General features: G+C 45.9%; 19 protein-coding genes and 1 riboswitch. Of the genes, 12 read left to right on the top strand and 7 right to left on the bottom strand.

What is annotated here, in order from left to right; all coding sequences use genetic code 11:
• Window positions 1-136 precede the first annotated feature (136 nt).
• Window positions 137-1105, top strand: coding sequence for an AraC family transcriptional regulator (locus J2Z66_RS00485; RefSeq protein ID WP_209968484.1), 969 nt, complete (start codon window positions 137-139; stop codon window positions 1103-1105).
• Window positions 1106-1111: 6 nt separating this feature from the next.
• Here the strand turns inward: J2Z66_RS00485 and J2Z66_RS00480 are convergent, their stop codons facing one another.
• The 3 genes from J2Z66_RS00480 to J2Z66_RS00470 all read right to left on the bottom strand — a co-directional run bounded on the left by J2Z66_RS00480 (window position 1112) and on the right by J2Z66_RS00470 (window position 4783).
• Window positions 1112-2167, bottom strand: a complete 1056-nt coding sequence (locus J2Z66_RS00480; RefSeq protein WP_209968481.1) for a Gfo/Idh/MocA family protein — start codon at window positions 2165-2167, stop codon at window positions 1112-1114.
• 516 nt (window positions 2168-2683) lie between these two features.
• Entirely contained in the window at window positions 2684-3754 is a 1071-nt protein-coding gene (locus tag J2Z66_RS00475; protein WP_209968479.1) for a copper amine oxidase N-terminal domain-containing protein, read from the bottom strand.
• A gap of 141 nt (window positions 3755-3895) precedes the next feature.
• Window positions 3896-4783 (bottom strand): AraC family transcriptional regulator, encoded by an 888-nt coding sequence (locus tag J2Z66_RS00470; protein WP_209968476.1) that lies wholly within the window; start codon window positions 4781-4783, stop codon window positions 3896-3898.
• Between the two features lie 159 nt (window positions 4784-4942).
• Between J2Z66_RS00470 and J2Z66_RS00465 the strand changes: the two genes are divergently transcribed.
• The gene (locus J2Z66_RS00465) at window positions 4943-5953 is read left to right on the top strand and encodes a Gfo/Idh/MocA family protein (RefSeq protein ID WP_209968473.1); all 1011 of its coding nucleotides are present in this window, start codon (window positions 4943-4945) and stop codon (window positions 5951-5953) included.
• A gap of 100 nt (window positions 5954-6053) precedes the next feature.
• Window positions 6054-6878 (top strand): sugar phosphate isomerase/epimerase family protein, encoded by an 825-nt coding sequence (locus J2Z66_RS00460; protein ID WP_209968471.1) that lies wholly within the window; start codon window positions 6054-6056, stop codon window positions 6876-6878.
• A 90-nt stretch (window positions 6879-6968) separates the two neighbouring features.
• On the opposite strand, the gene J2Z66_RS00455 is transcribed toward J2Z66_RS00460, so the two are convergent.
• Together J2Z66_RS00455 and J2Z66_RS00450 are read right to left on the bottom strand one after the other, a co-directional pair.
• Window positions 6969-7358, bottom strand: coding sequence for a RidA family protein (locus J2Z66_RS00455; protein WP_209968468.1), 390 nt, complete (start codon window positions 7356-7358; stop codon window positions 6969-6971).
• A gap of 123 nt (window positions 7359-7481) precedes the next feature.
• Complete coding sequence (locus J2Z66_RS00450) at window positions 7482-9092, bottom strand: PucR family transcriptional regulator (RefSeq protein ID WP_209968465.1); 1611 nt, start codon at window positions 9090-9092, stop codon at window positions 7482-7484.
• Between the two features lie 167 nt (window positions 9093-9259).
• On the opposite strand from J2Z66_RS00450, the gene J2Z66_RS00445 reads away from it, so the two are divergent.
• On the top strand, window positions 9260-10417 hold the full coding sequence (locus tag J2Z66_RS00445) for a serine hydrolase domain-containing protein (protein ID WP_209968463.1): 1158 nt from the start codon (window positions 9260-9262) through the stop codon (window positions 10415-10417).
• Window positions 10418-11008: 591 nt separating this feature from the next.
• On the top strand, window positions 11009-12265 hold the full coding sequence (locus tag J2Z66_RS00440) for an ATP-binding protein (protein ID WP_209969477.1): 1257 nt from the start codon (window positions 11009-11011) through the stop codon (window positions 12263-12265).
• Window positions 12266-12269: 4 nt separating this feature from the next.
• On the opposite strand, the gene J2Z66_RS00435 is transcribed toward J2Z66_RS00440, so the two are convergent.
• The gene (locus J2Z66_RS00435) at window positions 12270-12545 is read right to left on the bottom strand and encodes a helix-turn-helix transcriptional regulator (RefSeq protein ID WP_209968461.1); all 276 of its coding nucleotides are present in this window, start codon (window positions 12543-12545) and stop codon (window positions 12270-12272) included.
• Between the two features lie 17 nt (window positions 12546-12562).
• Window positions 12563-12645, bottom strand: a riboswitch (cyclic di-GMP riboswitch).
• 348 nt (window positions 12646-12993) lie between these two features.
• Here J2Z66_RS00435 and J2Z66_RS43705 point away from each other — a divergent pair.
• The 7 genes from J2Z66_RS43705 to J2Z66_RS00400 all read left to right on the top strand — a co-directional run bounded on the left by J2Z66_RS43705 (window position 12994) and on the right by J2Z66_RS00400 (window position 24528).
• Window positions 12994-14280, top strand: coding sequence for an RCC1 domain-containing protein (locus J2Z66_RS43705; protein WP_312894341.1), 1287 nt, complete (start codon window positions 12994-12996; stop codon window positions 14278-14280).
• Between the two features lie 232 nt (window positions 14281-14512).
• Complete coding sequence (locus J2Z66_RS00425) at window positions 14513-19063, top strand: DUF4838 domain-containing protein (RefSeq protein ID WP_209968455.1); 4551 nt, start codon at window positions 14513-14515, stop codon at window positions 19061-19063.
• 216 nt (window positions 19064-19279) lie between these two features.
• A complete protein-coding gene (locus tag J2Z66_RS00420) occupies window positions 19280-20617 on the top strand; it encodes a neutral/alkaline non-lysosomal ceramidase N-terminal domain-containing protein (protein ID WP_209968452.1) in 1338 nt (445 codons plus the stop codon).
• Window positions 20618-20646: 29 nt separating this feature from the next.
• Entirely contained in the window at window positions 20647-21036 is a 390-nt protein-coding gene (locus tag J2Z66_RS00415) for a RidA family protein (protein WP_209968449.1), read from the top strand.
• 11 nt (window positions 21037-21047) lie between these two features.
• A complete protein-coding gene (locus J2Z66_RS00410) occupies window positions 21048-22493 on the top strand; it encodes a hypothetical protein (protein WP_209968446.1) in 1446 nt (481 codons plus the stop codon).
• A complete protein-coding gene (locus J2Z66_RS00405) occupies window positions 22490-22681 on the top strand; it encodes a hypothetical protein (protein ID WP_209968443.1) in 192 nt (63 codons plus the stop codon). Before J2Z66_RS00410 ends, J2Z66_RS00405 begins: the two co-directional genes overlap by 4 nt.
• A 935-nt stretch (window positions 22682-23616) precedes the next feature.
• Complete coding sequence (locus J2Z66_RS00400; RefSeq protein ID WP_209968441.1) at window positions 23617-24528, top strand: AraC family transcriptional regulator; 912 nt, start codon at window positions 23617-23619, stop codon at window positions 24526-24528.
• Between the two features lie 82 nt (window positions 24529-24610).
• On the opposite strand, the gene J2Z66_RS00395 is transcribed toward J2Z66_RS00400, so the two are convergent.
• On the bottom strand, window positions 24611-25510 hold the full coding sequence (locus J2Z66_RS00395; RefSeq protein WP_209968438.1) for an AraC family transcriptional regulator: 900 nt from the start codon (window positions 25508-25510) through the stop codon (window positions 24611-24613).
• Window positions 25511-25605 lie beyond the last annotated feature (95 nt).

Raw genomic sequence — 25605 nt, 5'->3', positions numbered from 1 at the left:
AAGTTATGATGAACAGAGGGAGGGAAGCTCCCTCTGTTTGGGCTTTATGTGTGGAAATCAGGTGAAATCGGGCCCCATACTGCATACTGTTCCCTGGGCGGGCGTTTGAATCATTAGGATAAGGGAGATGTTCGCTTTGAATTATGAGAAGCTCGAGCTGCAGGAGCAGCTGGTCGTGCGTAAATTGATCTCGTTCTATTACTTGGAAATGTCTGCGAATTTCATGAGCAGCGGAGAGAAGCATCATTTCTGGGAAATGGTTTTTATAGATAAAGGAAAATTAGAGGTTGAGATCGATGGAGAGGCATTTCTTCTGGAGCCGGGAGAGCTTGTTTTCTATCGTCCGGATGAATTTCATAGTGGCGGAGCGGCCGGGAGGACGGCCCCCAACGTGATCATTCTGTCTTTTGAATGTGATTCTCCGTCCATGGAGATGTTCATGGGGCGCAGAATATTTGTTCCTGATGAAAAGGAACGCGGGCTTTTTACACAATTGGTAAAAGAATGTCTGGAAGCCTTCGAGCCCAGCTCGAGAACAGCCGAAGGCAAGCTGCTGCAGAGAAAGGCAGACGCTCCATTTGGCTGTGAGCAGCTGATCCGCAACTACCTGGAGAGCTTCCTGATCCACCTTATTCGCCGGGAAAGTACGCTTGGCGAGGAGTCGAAGGCGAAGCCTGCTTCTATGGTCAAGGAGAACCGGGATCATGCTATGGTGATGGAGATCATGCTTTATCTGCAGCAGCATGTGTCAGAGAATCCTACGGTGGACAGTGTATGCCAGGCGTTCAGTATAAGCCGCACCTATCTGAAAACGGTATTTCGCCAAGTAACCGGACATAGTCTGCTTGCCTATAACGCAAATCTGAAGGTCGAGCTGGCGAAGACGATGATCCGCGAGGAGCAGTTCAACTATACAGAAATCGCCGAGAAGCTTGGCTACAGCAGCATCCATTATTTCTCGCGCCGCTTCAAAAGTGAGACGAATATGACGCCTACAGAATATGCGCGTTCCATTCAGCCACGGGCTGCGCAGGATCGTTCGAACACTTTGCAAAAAGCAATAGTAATAAAGGAGCCGAAATCGGCTCCTTGGTTGGGCTGTTGATGTAAACTAGATGCTGGCGCTTATTTCGTCCAAACCTAATCCCCGTAAATCGGCAATTGTGTTATTTTCTTCAGCTTCATACAGCTTCCAGATGACACGCAGACCCTGCAGGCTGGTCAATCCGTCAGTGATAGGACGCTGACCTGTGTTGATGCAATCAAGGAAGTGCTCGATTTCAAAATGAGTGAATTTCCCCTCTGTATTGAAGTCCATCAGCACAGCCGTCTTCGAATCTGTGTCCAGATTAGCCTGCTCTGGATTCATTTCGGTATGGGCGTAAAGTTTGCCATCTTTCAGATTAATTTCCAGCATGCCCTCTGTACAGTGGGCGTGAATGCTCCAGCCCAAGCGTGATCCCCGAGCTCCCCAAGTGCCGAAGTGGTAACCTAGTGCACCGCTTTCAAAGACGATACTTACGCTGCTGGTTCCTTCTTTTTCCATCCATGGTGTCCCGTAGTTTGTCCCAAGGTGGGTTCCGCGCACCGGATTTCCAAGAAACCACAGCAACAGATCTACATAATGGCAGCCATGGCTGAAAAATTGACCGCCGCCAAGACGCTTGGAGGAAAGTGCCCAGTGCCCTTCTTCATAGCGTGTATACTGCTCTGTCCATACAGACATCTGGAAGCAATCGCCATACGCCTTTGAGTCGAGAAGTTCCTTCAACTTCAGTACGATTGGCCAGAAGCGTACCGGATAGGCGGTCATCAGCACCTTGCCCTGCGCTTCAGAGGTGCGGATCAGTTCGATGCACTCTTCCTCCGTATTGCACATCGGTTTTTCCATCAGCACATGCTTGCCTGCTTGCAAGAAATACATCCCCACCTCAAAATGCAGGTCGTGAGGCAGAACAACGAGGACCGCATCGACAAGATCAACGAGGTCTTGATAGTTCTCAAAAGCCTGCGCGCCTTCGATTTTTGCTGCTGCTTCCTGCGCACGCTCCAGGATGATATCACATGTTGCGGTAATGTCCATACGGTCCTTCAATTCCAGAAAGCCCAATGCATGGCTTCCGGTCATGCCCCCGCATCCAATGATTCCTAAACGAATTTTACTCATATCGACCATCCTTTTCCCTTTAAGTTAAATAATTAAGTCTACCTCCTCATTATAAAAGCATTCTCTCAGCGCGGCTTTATCCTCCTGGTCCGTTATTTTGCACATCGCGAAGAATGAATAAGATTCAAGCTTGTGGTCTTGTTTTGGGCTCAAAGCTCATACAAGGCTTTCCCGAAGAAGACAACACAGAAAGACTGGGCATTGTAGCGGTTTTAAACCCAAAAGCTCTACAGCCTTTAGGAAACTTAGGATCCCATGTAATATAAAAATGTTGGCATTTCATACAATTAATTCGCTGATTTTCGTTCATATCCCATTCCTCGTATCTTATGATAGGTCCATTATACCTGAAAGCTATTTGAAAGCTATATCTTTGTAGTTAGAATTTGATCATAGGGATAGACCTCATTGATTCCTCACAAAAAGAGAGACCTTCCATATCAGAATGGAAGATCTCTAAGTTTATTCATAGCAGCCTAGGCATAACGGAGCATAAATGAATTAAGAACATGCACCTTATTCTTTATCCGTATCTTTATCTGCATCTGTGTCTTTATCTACATCTACAACAATTTTGTAGGCTTTACCGATTGGCGGCAAGCTTTTTGTCATTGTCGGGTTATAAAAGCCGATTACTTTTGTGCCCTTCACAAGAGCACTTTTCTCAATGCTTTTCCCATCTTTGTTGATTAGTGAGGTTTCATCGGTTAGCTGAAGGACGATTTCACTTTGGGACTGATCATTGAGACCAGTGCCTTTAATAAGGAAGCTGGTATTTCCATCATCATCGATGCGCACTTCTTCAATTTCACCTGCTGTTCCTAACAGATCTGCCTGCTTCTTTGGATCCAGAACAGTAATTTTGTATGTAGGCGTTTGTGGTGGCAAGCTGAGCGTAGTAACCATGGAATGCTCGGCTTCCACTGTCAAGCCAATATGCAGATCGGAGAGGCTGAGCTTGGTGCCGTCAAGCATTTGAATAGGGGTATCTTTTTCTAAATTAAGTACGATTCCGTCTGGGCCGACACCTTGGATATGAATGGACGGGTAATCCTCAGCATGATTAATAGCCGTTATGACGCCTGCCGACTTTATACTCTTTTGCTGTTCCTCGAGTGTTATGGAAACCGTTTTGCCCTCGATGGATAGGGAACCGTTCAACACCTTGCTTACGAAGGATGCGGGCACATATAGTTTGTTATCCACTAGCTCAGGTGCTGTGCCAAGCGTTGTAAACATTTTGTTGATGGTGTAGCGATCTTGGCCTGTAGTTACAGTTGTGAAAGTTGCGTTTTTGATCAAATCAACCGAGAGGTTTTCTTGATGCCAGGTCAAATCGAACCCTAAACTTTCAGCAACAGCACGAAGAGGAAGCATTGGTTCTGTATCATTCGATTTTTGGTAACCATTCCCCGTGATCGCTTCTCCGTTTATTTGAATGGAAATGGGCAGCAAAGCAGATTGAGAGGTAACAGATGATGACGTATTTACAGGGGCTACAGGAGCCGTTGAAGCATAGGCCGCGCCAGTGGTCATCAGCATTGATAGGGATAGGACGACAAAGCTTTTTTTCATTTTGGGGTGCATGTGTGTAATTCCTTTCTGGATGTAGGTTTTTTTTGGTTCTGTTGTCTTTGACGAGACGATTTCTAAATTTGTTGCAGAAAGTATTATTTATCCCGCAATCTGTGGCTCTAGTTATGAGAGATCAGCCTGGAACGGGATTACCTAGGTCGACTCGGAAGTGATCCTTGCTTTAATCGTCCTGGTGTATTCCGAAGGCGTCATGCCGACCATCTTCTTGAAATGCCGTGAGAAGTAATGGACGCTGCTGTATCCAAGCAGATTCGATATTTCCGTCAGGTTGTAGATCTCCTCGCGGATGTATTTTTTGGCGTGTTCAATTTTTGACCGATTAACATAAGTAATAATCCCGATGCCGACCGTCCGCTTGAACAGTATGTTCATTTGGGTTCTGCTGATGCCGAATTGCGCACACAAGGAGTCCAATGTCATTTTGTTAGACAAGTTCTGTTCGAGATAGGCGATAATTTGCTTGCTCAGCTGTGCATTTTGATTTTCTTTTGTAGTTGACAACAGCGCTGCCCGCTGTTTGTCTGGCCGTCCATTGCGGATGATCAGAATAAGCAGCTGCTCCAGGTAAGTTTTGAAAAGCTGCTCCGAAGCGAATGGGGCATCCTGTCTGGGATTAATCGGGAACATATTCAGAGCAAAGGAATGAAGGCTTTCCTTCATTAATTGCGTCAACACCGCATGCTCAACATGTCCAATACGAAACAGCTTATGTTCGTCAAAAAACGTCATCGCTTCGTTATCGCAGCGAAAGGTGATAATGAACAAATTCGGCGCCTGGTTGCCGGTGCTCTCCAACTGGTGATACTCATTAGGACTATGAATAAGAATATTGCCCTGATGGAGCCGGTAATAGCCGGATTCGGTATTGGCGTTCACCTCCCCTTTATCCATGTACACCATTTCCCAGAAATCATGGCTTTCTCCGCTAAAATTCTGCCGGTTGGACAGCTCGAAATAAAAACAAGTGTATATGTCATTCACGATAAGCTGTTCACGAAGTCTGTAAGGTATAAAATCCATCGCCAATCCCCTCCGATATAAAGTATAAATAAACGGTTCTATAATGCAAGTAAAAGTGCAAATAAACGGATTTATTATCCAAATCAAGCGAATGGATGAAGCGATATGATGGAAACTGTAAGATTAGTAAAGAGGTAAGAGAGAGGAGATAGCTATTCGATGATAAAAGTGGGACTAATTGGTTTGGGATCGATGGGGCATGTGCATCTGGATACCTACTTGCGGTTGGAGCGCGAGGGCTTTCCGGTTAAGCTGGTTGCCATCTGTGATATCGATGAGCAGAAGTTTAAGGGGAAAACCCAGGAGAGCAACGTAGCTGATTTGAGTACGGTCCATGACTTGTCCAACATTCATACTTACACCGATCCGGAGCTATTTTATCAGGAAGAAATGGATATGGTGGATATCGCGCTGCCCACTTATTTGCATGATGTATTTACCATCCGGGCGCTGAACCAGGGATTGCATGTGCTGTGCGAAAAACCGATTGCACTGGATGCGGACAAAGGGGCTGCTATGGTGAAGGCAGCGGAGGCAGCGGGGAAAAACTTGATGATCGGCCATTGCCTGCGTTTCTGGCCTGAGTATGAGTATTTAAAGGATGTAGTGGATAGCGGGAAGTATGGAAAGGTGAAGGCTGCCACATTCTATAGAGGCGGCAATGCGCCGCTGTGGTCCTATGAGAACTGGATGCTGCAGGTGGATAAAAGCGGTGGTGCACTCGTTGATTTGCACATTCACGATGTTGATATGATCCAATGGCTGTTAGGCAAGCCGGAAGCGGTATCAGCGTTATGCAGTGAGCGTTATGATATTGTGTCTGCACACTTCCGTTATTCGGACGGGGCCATCATTCATGCCCATGCCGACTTGTCGCTGCCGGGGGAAACCGGATTCGAAATGAGTTTCCGGGTGCATCTGGATACAGCCACACTTATGTTTCAAGCCGGTCAATTAACGGTGTATCCCGCAGATGGACCGGCCTGGATCTACGAGCATCCGGGAGATTCCGGCTATTACCGGGAAATCAAATATTTCGCTGAACGATTGCAAAATGGAGAGGCTGTAACCACATCGCGTCCGGAGGATTCCCTTCTTACGCTGCAAATCGTGGAGGCTGAGCGGCAATCCTCAGGTCAAGGCGGTCAATTTGTATCGATCGGTAAATGAATGAGAGCCTAACATCAACAATTAAATATGTCAGGGCACAGGAAGCGATTCTAGCCATTCAGAGAAACGCTAGCTTAATGCACTTAAGGAGGCAGCTAATATGGAAATCGGTGTTATACATATGCTGGATACAAGCGGGAAGGAAAATATGTTCCATAAAGTCAGTGAATATGGCTTTGGTGTCTGTCAGCTTTGCTGTTGGGACAGCGGGCTTTGTACACCTGAAACAGCGGAACGCGTAGTCCGGGAAGCGCGTGAGGCAAGCGTACGCGTTTGCGCCGTGTGGGCTGGCGTTCCAGGACCGTCAGAGTGGAATTTCACAGAGGGCCCCATCACACTTGGGCTTGTACCGGAGCAATATCGCGAGGAAAGGATCAAGGCGCTGAAGGGATGGGCCGACTTTGCCGTATGGATCGGTGCGCCTGCGATTATTACCCATTGCGGATTTATTCCCGAGAATATGACAGATCCGGAATATCCGAAGGTGGTAGCTGCCATTCGCGAGGTCGCGGCATATTGCGAAAGCAAGGGGATCGGCTTCTGGTTCGAGACCGGTCAAGAAACGCCGATCGTGCTGCTCCGCACTATCCAGCAGGTTGGCACTTCCAATCTGGGCATTAACCTGGATCCGGCCAATTTGATCTTGTATGGCAAAGGAAACCCTATTGATGCGCTTGATGTCATTGGTTCTTATGTGCGCAACATTCATGTGAAGGACGGGCTGTATCCGACTGACGGAGACCGACTGGGCGAAGAAGTGAGGGCAGGCGCGGGGAAGGTCAATTTCCCCGTGTTTATGCGCAAGCTTAAGGAAATAGGATTTACTGGCGAATATATTATCGAACGTGAAATATCGGGTGAAGAGCAGCGTCAAGATATTATGCAGACGACAAACGATTTGAAGCTGTGGATGCAGGGAGAATAAAAACAAAATCATAGTGATACGGAGAGAACCGTCAGGAGTCCCTGACGGTTTTGCGTGCAAAATCTTTTCGTCATGCGTTTGGGCAGTTTGTTAATCTGCAACGTATGCGAGCGCTTCCACCTCAACGTTAATTCCGCCCCAAAGTCCGGCAACCTGGCAAAGTACCCGGGTTGGCACATTTGTGGGATCTGGGAAAAATTCTGCGTATACCTGGTTGAAGCGATCAAAGTTGTTGATATCGGTAATATACACATTCACTTTGACCAATTGGCTCATGGAAGAGCCGCCTTCTTCAACGGATCTTTTTAAATTGTTCATGGTAATGCGGACTTCTTCCTCAAATTCGCCCCGGTACACTTCCGATGTAATGGGATCCAAAGGCCCTTGACCACCGCAAACTAACAGGTTTCCCACTCTTACCGCATCCGAATAAGGTCCTACCGCATTAGGTGTGGATTCCGCAAAAATAACTTTTCTCATAAAAAAAACCTCCTTCTTATCTTGTCACCCTCATATTAAACGAATGCAGCAGGGGAATCTATTGACCAAATAAATGAAAATAGTCCCCACTATTTGTATGTATGGTACAAATGCTCTATGAATTCACTTTGACAAGGGCAGCAAGAGGAGGGCGATTTGCAGTTGAAGCTTTGTTTTCGTATCTTGAATGACACATTGTAACTCTCTGTTGATAGTCTGAATGCGATAACGAACGGTGTTGTGATGAAGGTACATCCTTGCGGCCGTTTTACGGTAATTTCCGTCACATTCCAAAAAAACACCAAGCGTTTGAATGAGGTCAGCCTCATGTAAGTGGTCGTAATCGATCAACGGCTGCAGCCACTGGGTAACGAATTTTACAATTTCCGGCTGCATCGCTGGGTGGGAGAACAGTCTATATACCCCCATATCCATGTAATGCTGAGTTTGGCCGTATCCGGCAATTTGGATTCCGTGATAAAGCGCCTCAACCGCCTGATGATACCCTTCCTGCAAATCGGTGATGGCTTGCTGTTGGCTAATTCCCGCGGCCCATTCGAATGGCCCGTGAATATGAATTTGCTGCAATTGTTCAAACACTTTATGAAGGATGTCGTTATCATTTTTCGGGCTATCCTGTTCGTGTATGGGCTTCATCAGGATAATCTGATTTTTTTTGTCCAGTCCAATAAGAGAGGAGGCCGGTAAATGCGGATCACCGCTCATTTCATCGACGATTCGATATAAGAGTTCCACCGATTTATTGTTGATTTTACAGGCAGTCACCACGTAGCGTTCCTTAAGCTCGATGCCGAGCTCCCAAGCCTTCCGCTGCCATTCTGTCAGGTTTTCTTCTTCTATTTTTTCATAAAGCAGTCTGAGAATAAAATCGTTACGATAACGCTTTCTATGCTCCTGCTCAGAGCTGATCTGCAACGTTTTCAGTGAAATGGCATTTTTCCCATGCAGTAGACAGTCTAAATCGCCAGACTTAAACCTGCGGTGACTTTCTTGAATGCAAATATAGCCGGCAAGCTCGACATCCTTTTGAAATGAAATGACGACATAAGGTACATCCTTCAAATGGATTCGAAAAACATCATGCCCCGGATGCATGATTTCCTTCTCATGCTCCACTTTTTGTTGAATAGAGGTAAAGAGTGCTGAGGAATTGTTGATGGTTGGGTCCTGAATCTGTATAACTGTATCATTCAGAACGATGGTCACCGGATTTTCCACATAATGCTGCAGTAATTGGCAGATTTGCTCCAAATTCGAATTGGAAAGCAGTACTTTGGTGAAGTTTCGGTTGATTTCTTCAGAGCGGATCAGCCGAATGGAACGGTCATTCAAAATTTCTGACAGGATGGGATTCGTATATTCGATCCATGCTTTCTCAAAGGGAATAGAAATAATCGGAAAAGCCAGATCGTCGGCAGCTTTCAGCATGGCCGCGGGTATTTCCTTCATGTAGCGGTTTAGCTTAACTCCTAATCCAGCAACGTTTCGCCGGGCCAATTCCTCGATAAAATGGTTTAAATTATGTGCTGTTTCTTTGTGAAACGGGTAGGTGGAAGTAAAAAGGAGCTCCATGCCTTTGATCCATGGCATCCCATCAGGCGCATCCATGACAGTTGCAGAGGTCACTTGGCGATGTAGACCCTTGTGTCCGGCGAGCACCTCGGTTCCATCCATAATATCCATTTTCAAAATATCGCTTAAGTTTAGAGCCATAACTATCCCCCTCGAATCAGAATTTTTGAACCCGTGTCATTCCTATCATAAATAATAGCATAACGACCAGCCTAATCGATCTGTATTATACATAAAAAGGAATCTCCCTAAAAGTAGCGAATGTAAAGAGTGATCTTCAAACCTTGAGCATATAGGAGGCTGAGAAAATGATTCTAAAATTGGGTTCTCCTGAAGAAGTAGGAATGTCATCGGAAAGAATAAAGCATCTTGAGGACTTAGTGTCAAGTTGGGTGGACCAACAAGTCTCGCAAGCTTTTGAGTTTGTTGTTGCAAGAAGAGGCGTTATTGTAAGCCATAAAGCTGTGGGTTACCATACGCCCGAACTGAATCTCCCTCTTGTAAAGAATACAATATTTCCGCTTGCTTCTCTAACAAAACCGATAACGGCAGCAGCAGCCATGATTCTTGTGGAAGAAGGCGCATTGAGTCTGAATTTTCCGGTAGTGCAATATATTCCGCAATTCACTGGCAAAGATAAAGAAAAGGTTCTGATTCATCAGTTGATGACCCATACCTCAGGACTAAAGGACGAGGATGTTTATGCACATTCCAAACAAAAACAAAAAAGTACCGACATCCCTCCGGCAGAAATAACTCAAGATTTTGACGTACATAGCAAGCTTTTCCTGGGGTATGATGCCCCACTTTCGAATCCGCCAGGAACTGTAATGTCTTATTGCAATTATGGAGTTGAGCTCTTAGGTGAAATCGTTCGGATCGTAAGCGGAACATCTTTAGATGTATTTACCCGGCAAAAAATATTCGACCCACTCGGAATGAATGACACTCACTTAATCGTCCCCGAGTCTATGCATGACAGAGTAATAAGGAGATCAGAAGAAATAAGTGGTGGAAAATGGTTTTCCAGCAGAGAAGCTTTACAAAGAGCATCAGCCGCGGGAGGTGCTTATTCGACCGTTTCGGATATGGTTATTTTTGGCCAAATGCTGCTTAATCGTGGGAAATACGGGGATGTCCGCGTATTAAGTCCTTTATCCGTAATTGAAATGACTCGAAATCAAATTCCAGGTGTTTCTTCAAGTTATGGTCAGGAACATTTTGCAGAAGCAACGTACGGATACTGCTGGCCTGTAAACGGAAATAAAAAAGATTCCGGAGATTTATTTTCAAAGCATGCTTATTCATGTGGAGGCGCAGGTGGAGTCATTATGGCAATTGATCCCGTCTATGAAACCGTACAGGTCATTTTCTCGATTACAGAAACACCAAACGATGGCAATCAAATATGGTTTCCTAGCAGATTTTTGTTTAACAACGTCGTGCTAGCAGCGATTGAAGAATAAGGGGGAAAAGTTAAGAGTACATCTGGAAATATAGGTTATTTGGCAAGCTTCGTGAATGTTTAAACAATAATGGGACTTCCTGAAAAGGGAGTTCTTTTTTTTGAAATGTTTGATTAAAAGGAAGTCCAAATTTTCATTGTATTCACTATCCCTTCCGGTCAGGAAACAGACGTCTGCTGGCTGTCCGTTTGAGCATGGGGTGTTCTGCGCCTGTAGCTGGGAGAGGGAATGGCTGTGGGAGGAAGAGCGGTAGCGTCCGCCTTTAAAGATTTGTTCTTACCTCCTCATGTATACCATTTAAGGAAACAAATCTTTAACAGCGGCTGGAGCCCACAGCCATTCCCTCCCATGGCACAAGCCATCACAAACACGCTCATCTAAGGACACCACAAGGCGTTTTTCTCATACCTTAGGCATAGGCAAGAATGCTTCAAATGATGTCAGTAGAATCGGTTACAAGCCTGTTGTCAATTAATGCTAGAAATCCCCTTTTTATTGAAGGATTCCTGTGTAAGAATGTCGAATTGAATGCGATGTGGAACTGTGGATGGAAGTAAAAAGATGGTACAAAGAGGAGAACCTTGTGTGACGGTGACTATAATCAAAGAATTTTTACTTCAGCTCTTTTTTACTCTTATGCCCTTTGTTATGTTCAACGTCTATTATCGGGATAAGGCGCAAAATTATAGTCAGAAATTTATTATGGTCACAAGCGCCTGCTGTCTGTTTCTCTCTATGACTTTTGGTTCAAGTGTGAAAGAAGGGATTTTTTTTGATATCCGCTATATTATCATGTATTTCGGGATTGTTTTTGGCGGGACGAGGACGGGGATCATTCTTCTTCTTGAATTTGTGGTTTACCGTTTCTTTTTGGGTGGAGAGGGCAAATGGATCGCGATGGTCATTATGCTGTTTACGTTCCCTTTATCATTACTTTTTTATAAAATCTATCAGAAAACTTCCCGCGTTGCCCTAGTAACTTTTATAGCAGGAATCGTCTTTAGTATCGTGCCTTCGATCATTACCTTTTCTTATTTTGATTCGAATTATTTTACAGATGACCTTGCCTTTCACATGCTTGTTATACCTGTTCAAAACTCCTTTGGAATTTGGCTGCTTATTTCCTTATTTAACAAGTCTGTATCGGATAAAGTTCTATTTATTCAATTCGCTGAAAATGAAAAAGTAAAGGCAATCAGCCATGTAGCGGCCTCGCTGGCCCATGAAGTCAGAAATCCGCTGACAGCGGTGAAGGGCTTCCTAACCTTAATCCGCGAAAAGCCGCTGGAAAGACATAAGCTGGAGCAGTACATTGATATTAGTATTGATGAAATTCAGCGCACAGAATCGATACTTTCCCAATATTTGTCTATTTCCAAACCTCTAAGCACACAACGGGAACAGACGGAGATGTCTAATGTTTTGCAAGTGATTAAGGATGTCATGACACCCTTTGCCAATATGAGCAATGTTCAATTAGAAATAGATAAGCCGGCCTTTCCCGTATGGATTCTGGCGAATCAGGATGGGATCAAGCAAATCCTCGTTAATTTTATCAAAAATGCGATTGAGGCTTGTTCCGATATCCCCAAAGCCAATGTATCACTTCGACTTAAGGTAGAAGCTGGTCATGTCATCCTTGTTATTAAAGACAATGGAATCGGGATGAATGCAGATCAGATAAACCGCTTGGGGACGATTTATTTTTCTACCAAATCAAGTGGTACAGGCTTGGGGTTAACGTTCTCTTATAAAGTCATTCGTGCATTAGGCGGTACAGTGTCCGTGCAGAGTGGCCCTTTGGAAGGAACTGTATTTACGATTACTTTGCCTATGCTTGAAAAATAGCGGATCATCTGGCGTTGTATTGATAAGATGTAGCTTCTGCCTGGAAATTGATCACCATAGATAGAAGATGTCTTGTAGAGCTGCTGTTGGTTTTGAATTGTATGTTGGCAATGTGATTTTTTAACGTCTTTTCAGAGACGAACAATATTTCAGCAAGCTTCTTATTGGTATGGCCATAGAGGGAGAGCAGTAGTATGATTTCACTTTCGCGAGGCGTCAAGCTGAATAGATGACTCATTTCTACGATCGTTTTTTTAATTTGAGTAGTGAACATGTTCATTTGATTTTATCCCATCCTTTGGTAATCCAGCCGTCATAGCCGAAGCTTTAGACCTGTGACTTTGCGTCCTTGCCTTTCAGCAAGTTTGCTATTTTCAGTGTATGTAAAAATCGCCAACTAATAAGATACTAACTTAAACTCATTTTGTCAAATATTAGTCAAATATTCACTTTTAATTCAGGGAAATCTGTGAAAACTGGTTAAGTATTCCCTCCTCCTCAATCATGTCATAGTACTTTGTAGAAAATGTAATAGTACTTTTGTAATATGTATTCGTCATACCATTTTAAAACCCTTCTATTGTATAGGACTAAATGTGGCGTTTTTTTGATGTTGGGAACATGATTTTAACTAAAGGGGATGCTAGATTTGTATAATTTTATTAAAAATGTTTTTAAAGGGAAAATATCCAAAATGCTATTGATCGGAGTCTCTCTTTTTACATGCCATAAAATCACCTGTTCAAGTTAAAGGGATTAGCGATGTTATTTCTGTTGCTGCCGGAGATGCCCATTCATTTGCGTTGAAGAAGGATGGTACGGTCTGGGGGTGGGGCGATAATACGGATGGGCAAGTTGGTGATGGGACAGTCACTACTAGAGAAGTAGGATCTGGTAAAGTGCTGGAAAATAACAACCGTGCTGAACCTGTTCAAATCAAAGGATTATCGAATATAAAGGAAATTGCTGCTAATTTTGCTGCCAGCTTTGCCTTGCAAGAGGATGGGACGTTATGGGGCTGGGGCTTTATCAGTGTTCCTTATACGACAACCCCAGTAAAGTTTAAAGGCGTAAAAAACATCGCCTCCATTGCTACAGGCTATAGCAGCAATTTACTGTTAGCTAAAAAAAATGGAACCGTATGGACATTAGAATCTGAGCTTAAGCAGGTGAAGGGACTTGCCAATATTACAACGGTTGCAGTGAGTGCCGGAAGCATGTACGCCTTGCAGGACGATGGAACGGTTTGGGCATGGGGCCAAAACAGCAGCGGACAGCTTGGAGATGGGACCCATATAGACCGCAAAAATCCTGTGAAAATTACTACAATTAAGGATGTAATGGCGCTGACAGCTAATGCAGGAGGCCCCTTGTATCTTAAAAAAGATGGGACAGTATGGACAAATGGCAGCAATCTTGGAGGTCAGCTCGGCATTGGGTCGTATGAAAGCAAGAACGTTCCTGTGCAAGTTAAAGGATTAACTCATGTCAAGAAAATATCTGCAGCGGGAACAGGCTACAGTGCCATGGCGCTCAAGGAAGATGGTACGCTTTGGTCATGGGGAGGCGGCTATGTTGGAGATGGAACCGAATGGTATAGAACCGTTCCAACGATGATTAAAAGCTATGATACGCAGATCCTGCAGGATATAAATACGATAAAAGTAGATCTAGACGGCAAAGCACTCACATTTGATCAACCCCCCATGTTGATTGCAGAGCGGACGATGGTTCCGCTGCGAACGATTTTTGAGTCTATGGGGGCTGACATTGAGTGGAACAATGCTACATCTACGGCAACTGCCATAAAGGGACAGACTGAAATCAAGCTTACAATAGGCAGCGATATTGCATATGTAAATGGTCAAACCCTCAAGCTGGACGCACCACCTGTTATCATTCATGAAAGAACCCTTGTTCCTGTCCGATTTATTGGCGAATCCTTTGGGGCCAGCGTTGGTTGGGACGAGGTTACGAAAACGGTTGTAATTAAGACGGGGGAACCCGGCTCGTAAGCGTCTGAAAGACAGTCCCTCATTACATTTGGCCCCTGATTCCAATTGGGGCTTTTTTTGTGTTTACCCTGAAATGTACAATACGTCCATAAAATTATAGCTTTTATCGATGTTCATGCTCGTTCTATTTCCTTAAAATGAGATCGACATAGACGGTAAGGCGGTGATAAAGATAGTGTAAGAAATTGGAGTTATTTTAAGTGGAATTATGGATAAAAAAAGGAGGAGCAATATGGTTTCAATTAGAAATCGCAATAGCATATTCATTCTGTTTTTGACGGCTTGTCTCATTTTTTCTACATTTGGTTCAACTATCACCACGGCTTTCGGAGCAGAGACGAGCCGGAATAGTGATTCCTCTCCAATATCCATCTCTGCAGCCTCTCCCCAGTTCTCAGACATGGAAGGTCATTGGGCAGAGAAGTCTTTACAAGAATGGGCCGCATCTGGGCTTATTCAAGGTTATCCGGACGGTTCTTTTCAACCGGATCGTACGGTAAGCCGGGCAGAGGCAATTGCGCTGGTCAATCGCTCTTTCGGGTTTAATGATAGCGCATTCATCACATTCTCCGACCTATCCGACTCGGACTGGGCATACGAAGATGTGTCGAAGGCGGTAAAGGCACAATATGTCGAGGGTTATTCGAATGGCACAATTGGTGCCAATCTTCCAATCAGCAGACAAGAAGCGGTCGTCATGATCAATCGTTTATTGGAATTGGATACACACGAAGAGGACATCGATGTGAATGTCTTTACAGATGCGAAGCAAATTCCACAGTGGAGCAGGGGAGCTGTTGCAGCCGCTGCAGCCCAAAAAATAATGACCGGTTATGAAGATGGAAGCTTCCGTCCGGGAGCCTTTATTACACGTGCGGAACTTGTGTCAACACTGGATCGTGCTTTAAAATCAAATACTTCATTTACATACAAGGAAAAAGGCATATACGGTCCTGCGGAAGGCGTTCGAATCATTAACGGAGATGTGACGGTAGCTGCAGCTGGTGTAACGCTTCGGAACTTGAAAGTAACCGGTAGCTTGCTTCTGGCCGAAGGGATCAAGGAAGGCGATGCTTTTCTCAAAAATGTAACCGTGCTTGGAACGACAACGATCCGGGGCGGCGGAACGGAAAGTATTCATTTGCAGGACAGCAGCTTGACCGGGATCATCATTGAGAAAAAGGATGGAACCGTTCGAGTAGTTGCCGAGGGGTCTACCCTTGCGCAAATTGTTCACGTGAACTCTAATGCGGTACTGGAGGAGTCGGCTTTGACGGGCCAGGGCTTCGTAAAGATCGTGGTCAGCGGCGCGCAGCTGGAAGGTCTGAAGCTGACACTCAAGGGGACATTCGAGCAAGCGGATATTTCTTCTCCGCAAACGGCAATCGATCTTGTTTCCGGCAGCGTTCAGTTATTGCAGCTGTTTGAGGGGGCCGATGGATCGACGCTCCATATCGGTGCAAACACGGTGATCGGCAAGCTCGTTCTGGATGCGCTGCTCAAGGCGTCCGGTCAAGGCACGATTCAAACCGCCACGATAAACGACAAAGGAAAGGGATCAACCTTCGAGAAGCAGCCTGGCACGGTGAATGGGATCGGTGCGCCGACGTCTTCTTCATCGGTAACTGTTAATGGAGGGAGTTCCCCAGGAACTGCAACGCCAGCTCCTACACCAACGTCTACACCAACGCCAACACCAACGCCAACACTTTCGCCATCGCCGACACCAACATCTACACCAACGCCAACGCCAACTCTTTCGCCATCGCCGACACCAACGGATAACAACGAGGATGGACTGGCGATTGTGCAGAACGGTCAGGCCAATGCTATGGTTGTCGTCATGGATGAGCATGCGAACGAATCGTTGAATCCAAGTCCTGCCTGGACCTATCTCACGCCGGCCGTGCTTGCGCAAAAGCTGGTGACCTATATCCAGAAGTCGACAGGAGTCACGCTTCCGATTGTAACCGGAGAACCGGCGGAATATGACGGAGTGAAGATCTATGTAGGCGGCAGCAGTGCCGGGGAGCGCAGCCAGCATCAGTTGGTGCTGCAAACGCTGAATGAACAGGGCTTTATCATCGATTCCCAGAACGATCACATTACGATAGACGGCAACAATTTGGGCGGGCTGGAATACGGCATTTACGATTTCCTCGAGCGGTATGTAGGGATAAGCTGGCTGATGCCGGGACCGGACGGCGAGGATATTCCACAGCATACGACGCTTGTGATTCCAAACGATTTGGTTCAAGATGAGCCTAAAACACTTTCGCGTTATATGTATTCGACCTATACCCCTTCGCTGAGAGAATGGCAAAGAGTGATGCGGACGGATAACAATATGATGATGCATCATAATTTGTACGAACTGTTCGACCCGCAAGTTTTTGCGGATCATCCGGAGTATTATGTGGGCGGGGTTGTTCCGACCAGTTTGGAAAGCTGGCAGCCGTGCTTCAACGACGATACAGCACAAGCGGCGATTGCGCGGATTGTCCAGTATTTTAATGCAAATCCTTCGCATTCTTCCTATTCTTTGGCGATTAACGATTTGGGATACGAGTACTGTGAAGCGCCGACAAAAAAGAATTCGGTTGGGGCTTGGCATATGTCCGATATTTACTATCCTTGGGTGAACAAAATTGTCGAGGGCGTGCTGACGCAGCATCCGGATAAATACTTCGGCGTGTTAGCATACAGGGAGATGTATGACCCTCCGATGAAGGAGGACGGTACCCCGTTCAAGCTTAATTCGCATGTGGTTCCTTTTATTACGGACGATCGTTTGACATGGCTGGATCCGGATCTGGGGGCCAAGGGGACTCAATTGACGGAGGACTGGCTTGAATCGGCAACGAATCTTGGCTTTTATGAATATTTGTACGGTTCGCCGTACAACTTGCCCAGAACGTACGTTCATAAAATGGCAGCCAACTATAAATACGAGCAGGATCACGGCGCGATTGCGCATTTTGCTGAACTGTATCCCAACTTCGGAGAAGGGCCAAAAGCGTGGATTGCCGCCAAACTGCAGTGGAATGCGGATCAGGATGTAGACACGTTATTGCAGCAATGGTATGAGCGGGCGGTGGGTGCCGACGCTGCGCCATATCTGGAACAATATTATGATCATTGGGAACAATTCTGGACGGATCGGGTGTTCCAGTCGGCGTGGTATCTGGATTGGAGAAACAAAGCCAAGAGAAGCAATTACTTGAACTTGTATGAACACTATTATCTTAAAGAGATCACCAAGGAAGAGATAGCGGACAGCCGCAGCTTGCTGGAGCAGGCCGTAGCCCATGCGGGGTCGGATGCTCAAAAGACAAGAGCTCAGCTTCTGCTGCGCGCATTCGAATTCTATGAAGCTTCTGCGCTAAGCTATCCGAAGGATCGACCGGCGACGCCGGCCAATGAGCAGGCCGCTATGGAACTGCTCGCTGATATCGAGAAAAGCTATGATATGGGACAGAAGCGCAAGCAGCTGATAACTGAATTTGCCGGCCATCCCGTGCTGGATATGCCTGCAGTCAGCGGCACATGGGACGGCGTGCAGAGACAAATGATTGTTGCTTTGCAAGCCTATACAGCAAATGAGCCTGGGAATGGTCCTGTGCGTCAGGCATTGAACGAGTTTTTGCAAGGGGTCCCTGAATACCAAGGGCTCACGGAGCATTTGTCCGCTTATGCCGTCAAGACGAATGCTGGCAAAGCAGCGATCTTGCAGTCTCTTGATTTTAGTTCCGGTCCGTGGACTGCTGCAGAGCCTCTCACCGATTTCCTGACGATGGAGACAAAAGCGACTCCGTCTGTACAAACGAAGGTTTATCTGCTGTGGGATGATGAGAACCTGTACGTGGGATATGAGAACTTTTTTGACGATGTAAATGATCTCGTAATAAGCGACGATGCAACCGGTTCATGGTGGAGCAGCGGCTACGATGATTCGAATGAGACTTACATTACTGCGGATCCGAATTCGGATTTCAAAGGTTACTTTACCAACCCTAAGGCCGTCAAATTTGTGTATCAGTACAGCCAAGCTGCCGGAGCCCCGGCTCCGGCGAACGACCCGAATTGGGAGGCAAATGCTAGTCTTAAGTCGGATCGCTGGAATCTCGTTCAGGTCATTCCTTTTGCGAGCATTGGCATTAACGATCCGAAAAATAGCCGCAATCTGCAAGGCTTCTTCATGCGCAACTACATGGGGGCTACCCACTATATAAGCTGGGGCGGAGGAAATCCATGGACGCCTAAGGACTTTAATTCTGTACAATTGGTAGAGAGCAAAAATTTGATCGGAAATCCGTCGTTTGAAGAGGGTACAGGAAATATTCCTGCTCCTTGGAATGATTATGTCATTAGCCCCGCGGTTGAGAAAAGGTCGGATGTTATAGCGCATTCGGGAAGATACAGCTTGCTGGCAGATGGCTTATGGGGAGGAATGGGGCCTTATCAGAACTTGCAAATGGCTGAGCCTGGCAAATACAGAGCATCCTTCTATTACTTTATGGCCGGTAGTGCGCCAACCGACGGCAAAATCCAATGGTTCTCTCTTGTAGCTGATGGTTCGGGCATACTGGAAACTCTGAAATCGGAGCAAGTTCCGCTGGATTGGACCAAAGAAATGTGGAACTACTTCGAATTTGAATATGAGATCAAAGAAGATTATAACGGACTAGTGCCGACGAATCAGGGATTGGGTATTAGCATCTGGTATATGAATCCGGGCGAGAAGGTATATATCGATGATGTGAGTGTTTACAAGATCGAATAGGTTTTAGCTTAAAGCGGCCGGGTGAGCAGGTTGGATGCCCGGTTGTTGTCCCGGAAATAGGAGAGGAGCCGCTTCCTGATATAAGGACGGCTCCTCCCGGGATTCGTTGCGATTCGAAGGAGGCAGGGTAAGCGTCGACATTACGTTGACAGGTATGTTGATTAAGCTTATTCTGGGTTCAACTCATGTATTATATTGTATGTAGGAGGGTTCTTCTTGAAATTCTGTATGGGCAAAGACAACATTACACCGGCTGAACCCGTCTTTTTGAGCGGATTCGGAGATCGGGATCACAAAAGCGAGGGCGTGCATGATCCGATTTATGTAAAGGCGGCTCTGATGCAATCGAACAAATCCTTGTTGATCGTAACTATTGATGCATTAGGCTCTGACCGGAGTTTTATTCAAGGTGTTAAGGACGAGCTTGAGGCGAAGTTTGGTCTTCATCATGATGAAGTTATGATCAATTTTTCACATACCCATGCATCCGTCTACCTCACGGGCAGAGATGTTCACTTACGCAACGGCGGGTACAGTATGGGACAGGATCAGTGGACGGATCAGGAAGAAGATCTTGATTATGCCTATGATGAACACTACTTTGATCTCGTGAAGGAAAAGCTGATTCGTCTTGTACAATATTGTTTTGACCATCTTGAGGAAGGAGAACTCCTGATTGGACGCACCGCTTCCCATTTTGGCGTCAGCCGGCGTTATCTAACAAACCAAGGGATTGAATGGAGACCTAGCTATGATGCGGAAATAGATCAAGATTTATTGGTTCTAAAGGTAGTGGATGCAGAGCGCAAAGTGAAAGGCATTCTGTACGCCTATGGTTGCCATCCGACGTCGCTGGGATCAACAAATTATCTCATATCCGGTGACTTTCCCGGCGCAACATCCCGTTATTTGGAACAATCCTGTCCGGAAGCCGTCGCCATGTTTCTGCAGGGTTGCGGCGCCGAGATCAAACCGATGAAAAGTGCAGACGGCGACACGTTTAAAGAATGCAGCATCGAGGAAATGGAAGAGGCGGGCGCTGAACTGGCGAATGAAATCATAAACTTTATGGAGAAGGGCGCGTTCAAATCGGTAAGCTGCAATTTTCGCACCGTGCTCCTGGAGCCCAATCTTTATACAGAACGGACTCCTGTGGAACATTATCAGCAAATACTCGATGACCCCGAATCTTCTGAATTCAATAAAGTAAGGGTAAAAAAATTATTAGGAAAATTTGAAGATGGATCGATTAAAGATCGGGTGCCCTTGTATATCGCAGTCTGGCAATTGGATGAATCGACCCGGATCGTGGCGATAGAAGGAGAAGTATCGACAGGGTATTCGCGAATGATCAAGAAGCTGTCCGGCCCTGACCTCACCATGGTGCTTGGCTATACGAACGGGATTTATTGTTATATTCCTACCCGCCAAATGATTCATGAAGGCGGCTATGAGGTGGATAACTTTTACTATTACGGACATAGAGGGCCTTTTGTTCCGGAAATAGAAGATATCATCATCGGGCAAGTCGCGTCGGCATTTGGAACACTGTAACTGAAACCTGAGAGGGGGCAAAAACCACGATGCTAGAACGTAAAAAAGCAATGTCAGGAGCGCCATGGGAAACGATTTTTGGTTATTGCCGGGCGTTGCGGATCGGAAATGTGGTGGAGGTATCCGGTACGACGGCGATGAAAGATGGGGAAATCGTAGGGATTGGAGATGCGTACCAGCAAACGAAACGAATTCTGCAAATTATCGAAGAAGCTTTGGAGGAAGTCGGAGCCAGCATGCAGGATGTTACCCGCACGAGAATTTTCGTCACGGATATTAAGTTATGGGAACAGATCGCCAAAGCTCACAGAGAAGCTTTCAGCGATATTATGCCGGTAGCCTCCATGGTGGAAGTCTCGGCGCTTATGGATCCTCGCCTGTTAGTCGAGATTGAAGCGCAAGCTTATTTGGAAAAGTAAGGGTGGGAAAAATGACAGAACACCATTTGCGGGTCGGAGCAGCCGTTCTGCCGATTACCCCGCCGCTAGGCATCGATATGCTGGGCTTCGTTAATCGGATGAGGGCGGGCACAGGCTACGGTGAACCTATGGAAGTCGGCGCTATTGCCGTAGAAAGCGGCGGACAACGCGTCATCATCGTTTCGATCGATATGGCTGTCTGCCCTCTGGACAGAGCCGAGGAAATCAGAGCGAGCCTTAGCAGAGCTGGTTCGTGCCCGAAGCACGCGGTATTGATAAATTTCAATCACAGCCATGGCTTGCCGGGTTTTCCTGCTGCGGTCAAGCTGGGCGGACAGTACCCGGAGTACACGCTTAAGGAGCGCATGTTTGCCGACTATGTAGCAGAGATGGCCGTCTCGGCGGCAGGGCTTGCGATCTCCAGACTTGAAGATGCCGAAATGGAATTGGGCGTTTCAGCCGTAGAAGGGCTGTCTGTCAACAGACGGGAACGCACGAAGGATGGAGGAACCATACTTGGCTGGAATCCGGACGGAGTTTGTGATCGCAGTGTACAGACGGTTTGCTTTAAACGAAAAGACCAATCTGTCATTGTGACCGCCGTTAATTTTGCCTGCCACCCTGTCGTATTGGGAAAGGACATTTCGGAGTATTCCTCGGATTTTGTCGGCCCCCTTAGAAAAACGGTTAAACAAGTATTAGGCGGGGAATGTATATTTCTGCAAGGGGCTGCGGGCAACATCTTGCCTTTGGAAGGTTTCAACCAATCGAAAGGGAAGGAAGTGGAATTCGGAACGAAATTGGCTATGAAAGCGATCGAGTCCGTATTAAACCCGGTTGAGCCTGCAACAGTTATGGAGAAATTCGATTTCGCCTCGACGACGCCGATTTCTCTCTATCGCAAGAAAGTGATGAAGCCGGCTTTTGCCGAGGCGCAGCCGGTCATTTCAGCCACGGAACAATGGATTTGTTTACCGTATGAAAAGCTGCCGGCCCGTCAGGATCTCGCAGCCGAAATCGAGCGGCGCGAAGAGCAATTGGCCGAAGTGCTGGCAAACCCCGATCCCCTTACTTCTCCCAATACGGTTCGATATCACATCGCATGGGCGAAAGAGATAGTAAGAACCATAGACGAGGGTTCATTGCAAGCAGATGTGGAAGCACCTTTGCAGGCGATCAGAATCGGGAATCTCGGGATTTGCGCCGCGCCTGGTGAAATTTTCAACGAGATCGGTTTAGCAGTGAAGGAAAGATCGAAAGCGAAGGTGACTTTTTACTGCGGGTACTCGAACGGGGTTCTTGGATACTTTCCCACTGCCGCCGAATATGCTTATGGCGGATACGAGCCGAGCGTTTCCCATCGAGGATACGGCCAGCCGTCAGCCTTTGACCCGCAATGCGAATCGATATTGGTCGAAACGGGCACCCGTTTGTTGAATGGATTATTTAATGAATGAATGAATGCAAGGAGGAGCGCTATGAGCAGCATGCGCGAAGGCAAAGCAGCTTTAGTTACGGTAGAGGCTGGCTGTGTATGGAAGGTGCTGGCCTGGTAAGAGCTTTGCAGGAGCTGAGACAACTGGGAGCCGAAGCGACGCCGAGCCGATTTAAAGAAAACCGAATGAAAAGCGGTGGGACAGAGTAAGTTTTGTTCCACCGTTTTTTTATGAACTTATTAGCGTATAAGTTTTTTGGGTGATGCCTGGAATGAAAAATTCCCGAATACACAGTGTAGCTTTACAGTGGGAAAGTGGACGGTGTGACTCTTCATCCTGCGAGGGAGTCAGGAAGGAAGCTCAGATTATTCTATCGCCACTATCCCTCTCCCTCAGGAAAGTAACTTCTACTGACAGTCCGTTATCCGTTTGATCGTGGCAGTTTCGGAACTTTTTAGTTGAGAGGGAAGGGATCAGGGGAGGATGAGTGGTAGTAGCAGCCCACCCTCGCTGAAATGAGCGTGTACTCCAATTAACGATGTTTTTCATCGTTAAAGTAAGTGTTCCAGGTCAATCCGTCACGTTAACGATGTTTTTCATCGTTAAAAGAGGCAGGATGGCCTCTCAGGGTGGTTAAAAGGGATTTTAACGATGATTTTCATCGTTAAAGCAAGTCCTTCTCAGCTGCGCGCGCTCTTCATTCCCAGCGCCTGCGCCCGCTAGGAAATCTCTACTAACCAAAAGAAAAAGCCTTGCTGGCTGTCCGTTTGAGCGTGGTGTTCGTGTGATTCGTGCGATTGTAGCTAAAGAGAGGGAATGGCTGTGGGAGGAAGAGCGGTAGCGTCCGCCTTTAAAGATTTGTTCCTACCTCTTCATCGATACCATTTAGGGAACAAATCTTTAACAGCGGCTGGAGCCCACAGCCATTCCCTCCGCAACGCACCCAAGTCACGAACATGCACCTCAAAGGACGCCGCAAGGCGTTTATCTTATTTTGCCTTCTCCTAAACAGCTTTCACTAAGCCTAAATCAGCTGAAAAAAAAGCAATTCTGTGATAAAATATGAGTAGTATACACTATATATAAAATAAAGTAACTTGCAATCAGGCAATAAGATGTAAAAATATCAGTCAGAGGTGGTTCCATGTTATTCGAGCAATTTGACATTGAGGAATATCAGGATATATTGCTCTATACACTTGACGAAAACGACCATGGCGATTACCCGTTTTTTATTCAAAACGTAATTTATGATCATTTTGAAAGTTACCAGCACAGACATGAATATTTCCAAATTCAGTATATTTCTAAAGGTAAACTGAAACATTACATTAATAATAAAGAATTTGAGTTGGTTAAAGGCGACTTGTTTATCATTCCTCCGTATATCCCTCACAGTACTGCCACGTGTGACAATATGTCTTGCGAAGTCATCGAGCTTGAATTTAAACCGGAATTTATCAATCAGAGCTTCGGAAGCGACACGGATGTCAAATCGTTCATGGATTTTATGTATATTGAGCCGTTTATGATAGCGAGACCGAGGCTGAGCCTTTCCGGGAAGATTGAAATCGATGTGGAAAGTCTATTGAACGATTTTATGTACGAGTTTAATGAGAAAAAGCCGGGTTTCGAGCTTATGACCAAATCCATGCTTCTTAAATTGCTTGCAATGATAGGAAGGGAAACAACCAACGAATATACAGAGTCCGAGAAGGCAAAGCTTGTCGAAAAGCAGAGGGAAGCCGTGCTGAGGGTTGTTAAATATGTTGAAGAACATTATGCTGAAAAAATATATTTGGAAGATGCCGTGAAAGTATCCCTGCTTTGCCATACTTATTTTTGTTCGGCATTTAAAAGGTTTACAAATAAATCTTTTACCCGGTACTTGAATGAGCTCAGGGTATCCAAAGCTAAGGAGTATCTGAAAAAGACGGATATCAAAATTTTCGATATATGCAGTAAAACGGGTTTTGAGAATATTACCCACTTCAACCGGATGTTTAAAAAGATCACAGCCATGACTCCTAAGGAGTATAAGCAGGCGAGCCGTTAATTACTTGAATAAATCGAATAATAAGAGGCTGCGATAACTTTGCAGCCCCTTTGGTTGGGCAATTGGTTGATCCCCCATGAAGCTAGGCATTTTTATGCTGATCCTCATGCCCCACAGTCTTCCTCCATTCTGACGGACTAACCCCATACTTTTGCTTGAACGCTCGGCTGAAATAATGAATACTCTGGAAACCCGTTGCTGTTACAATTTCTTTAATCGGCAGGTGGCTGCCTGATAAATAGCTATAAGCGGCTTGAAGGCGGATTTCCTGCAAATATTGAAAGGGCGTTATTCCCTTATATTCTTTAAAGATGCGAATTAAATAATTGGCGTTTAGATGAACGTACTCGGAAAGAGTGTGTAATGTTATGGTGTTTTTGTAATAACATTCCATAAACCTCATTAATGTTTCTACAACTTCCTTCAAAGACGAATGCGTGTAATTGTAGCTGGGACGTTTATCTTTCTCGACGTCAGGTAAAGGGAGCGGACTCTGACTCTGGCTAGAATGCAAAACATGTCCCACCAGCAGCAAAACTTTATGGAGATCGTGAGAGGCAATCTGTTCGACCAGCTCGCGGTGAGCCGGAAGCTCAGTCTCCATGATCCGCTTCAAAGAATCCATAGTTTGAAACAGGACTTCCACGCTTGGCGCCTGATTAAGAGCCTGATGAGCTATGCTGCCTTGCAGTCTGTTCCAGCATTGTACGACGGATAGATCGGGAAATGTATCATTTTCCTGAACCTCGAACTCGAAATAGAAGTACAAAAACCCTCCTGAAAAGGTGAGAAGCTCGTGCGGAACATTGGATGGCAGTAAGAATAAAGCCCGTCCATCGGTATGAATCTCCTGATCCAGCCACGTAAGCCTGACCTTTCCTGATGAAATGTACAAGATCTCATGATGATATGGGTGTATTCCCCCTAATTTTCTCTGCTCTTGGTAAAGGGCTTGCTCCATGCCAAAATTGCGTAATTTCATTGGGAATGACTTCCTTTGCAGAAAAAGTGGATCTAGTGCAAGCAGGTTATTTAGGTAAGCGATTACACTAGGAAAAATAAACGCTGTAAATCCGC

The sequence above is a fragment of the Paenibacillus eucommiae genome, assembly GCF_017874215.1.
Lineage (GTDB): Bacteria > Bacillota > Bacilli > Paenibacillales > NBRC-103111 > Paenibacillus_AI > Paenibacillus_AI eucommiae.
Note: the sequence above shows the minus strand (reverse complement) of the source record. Positions and strands in the feature narration are given on the sequence as shown.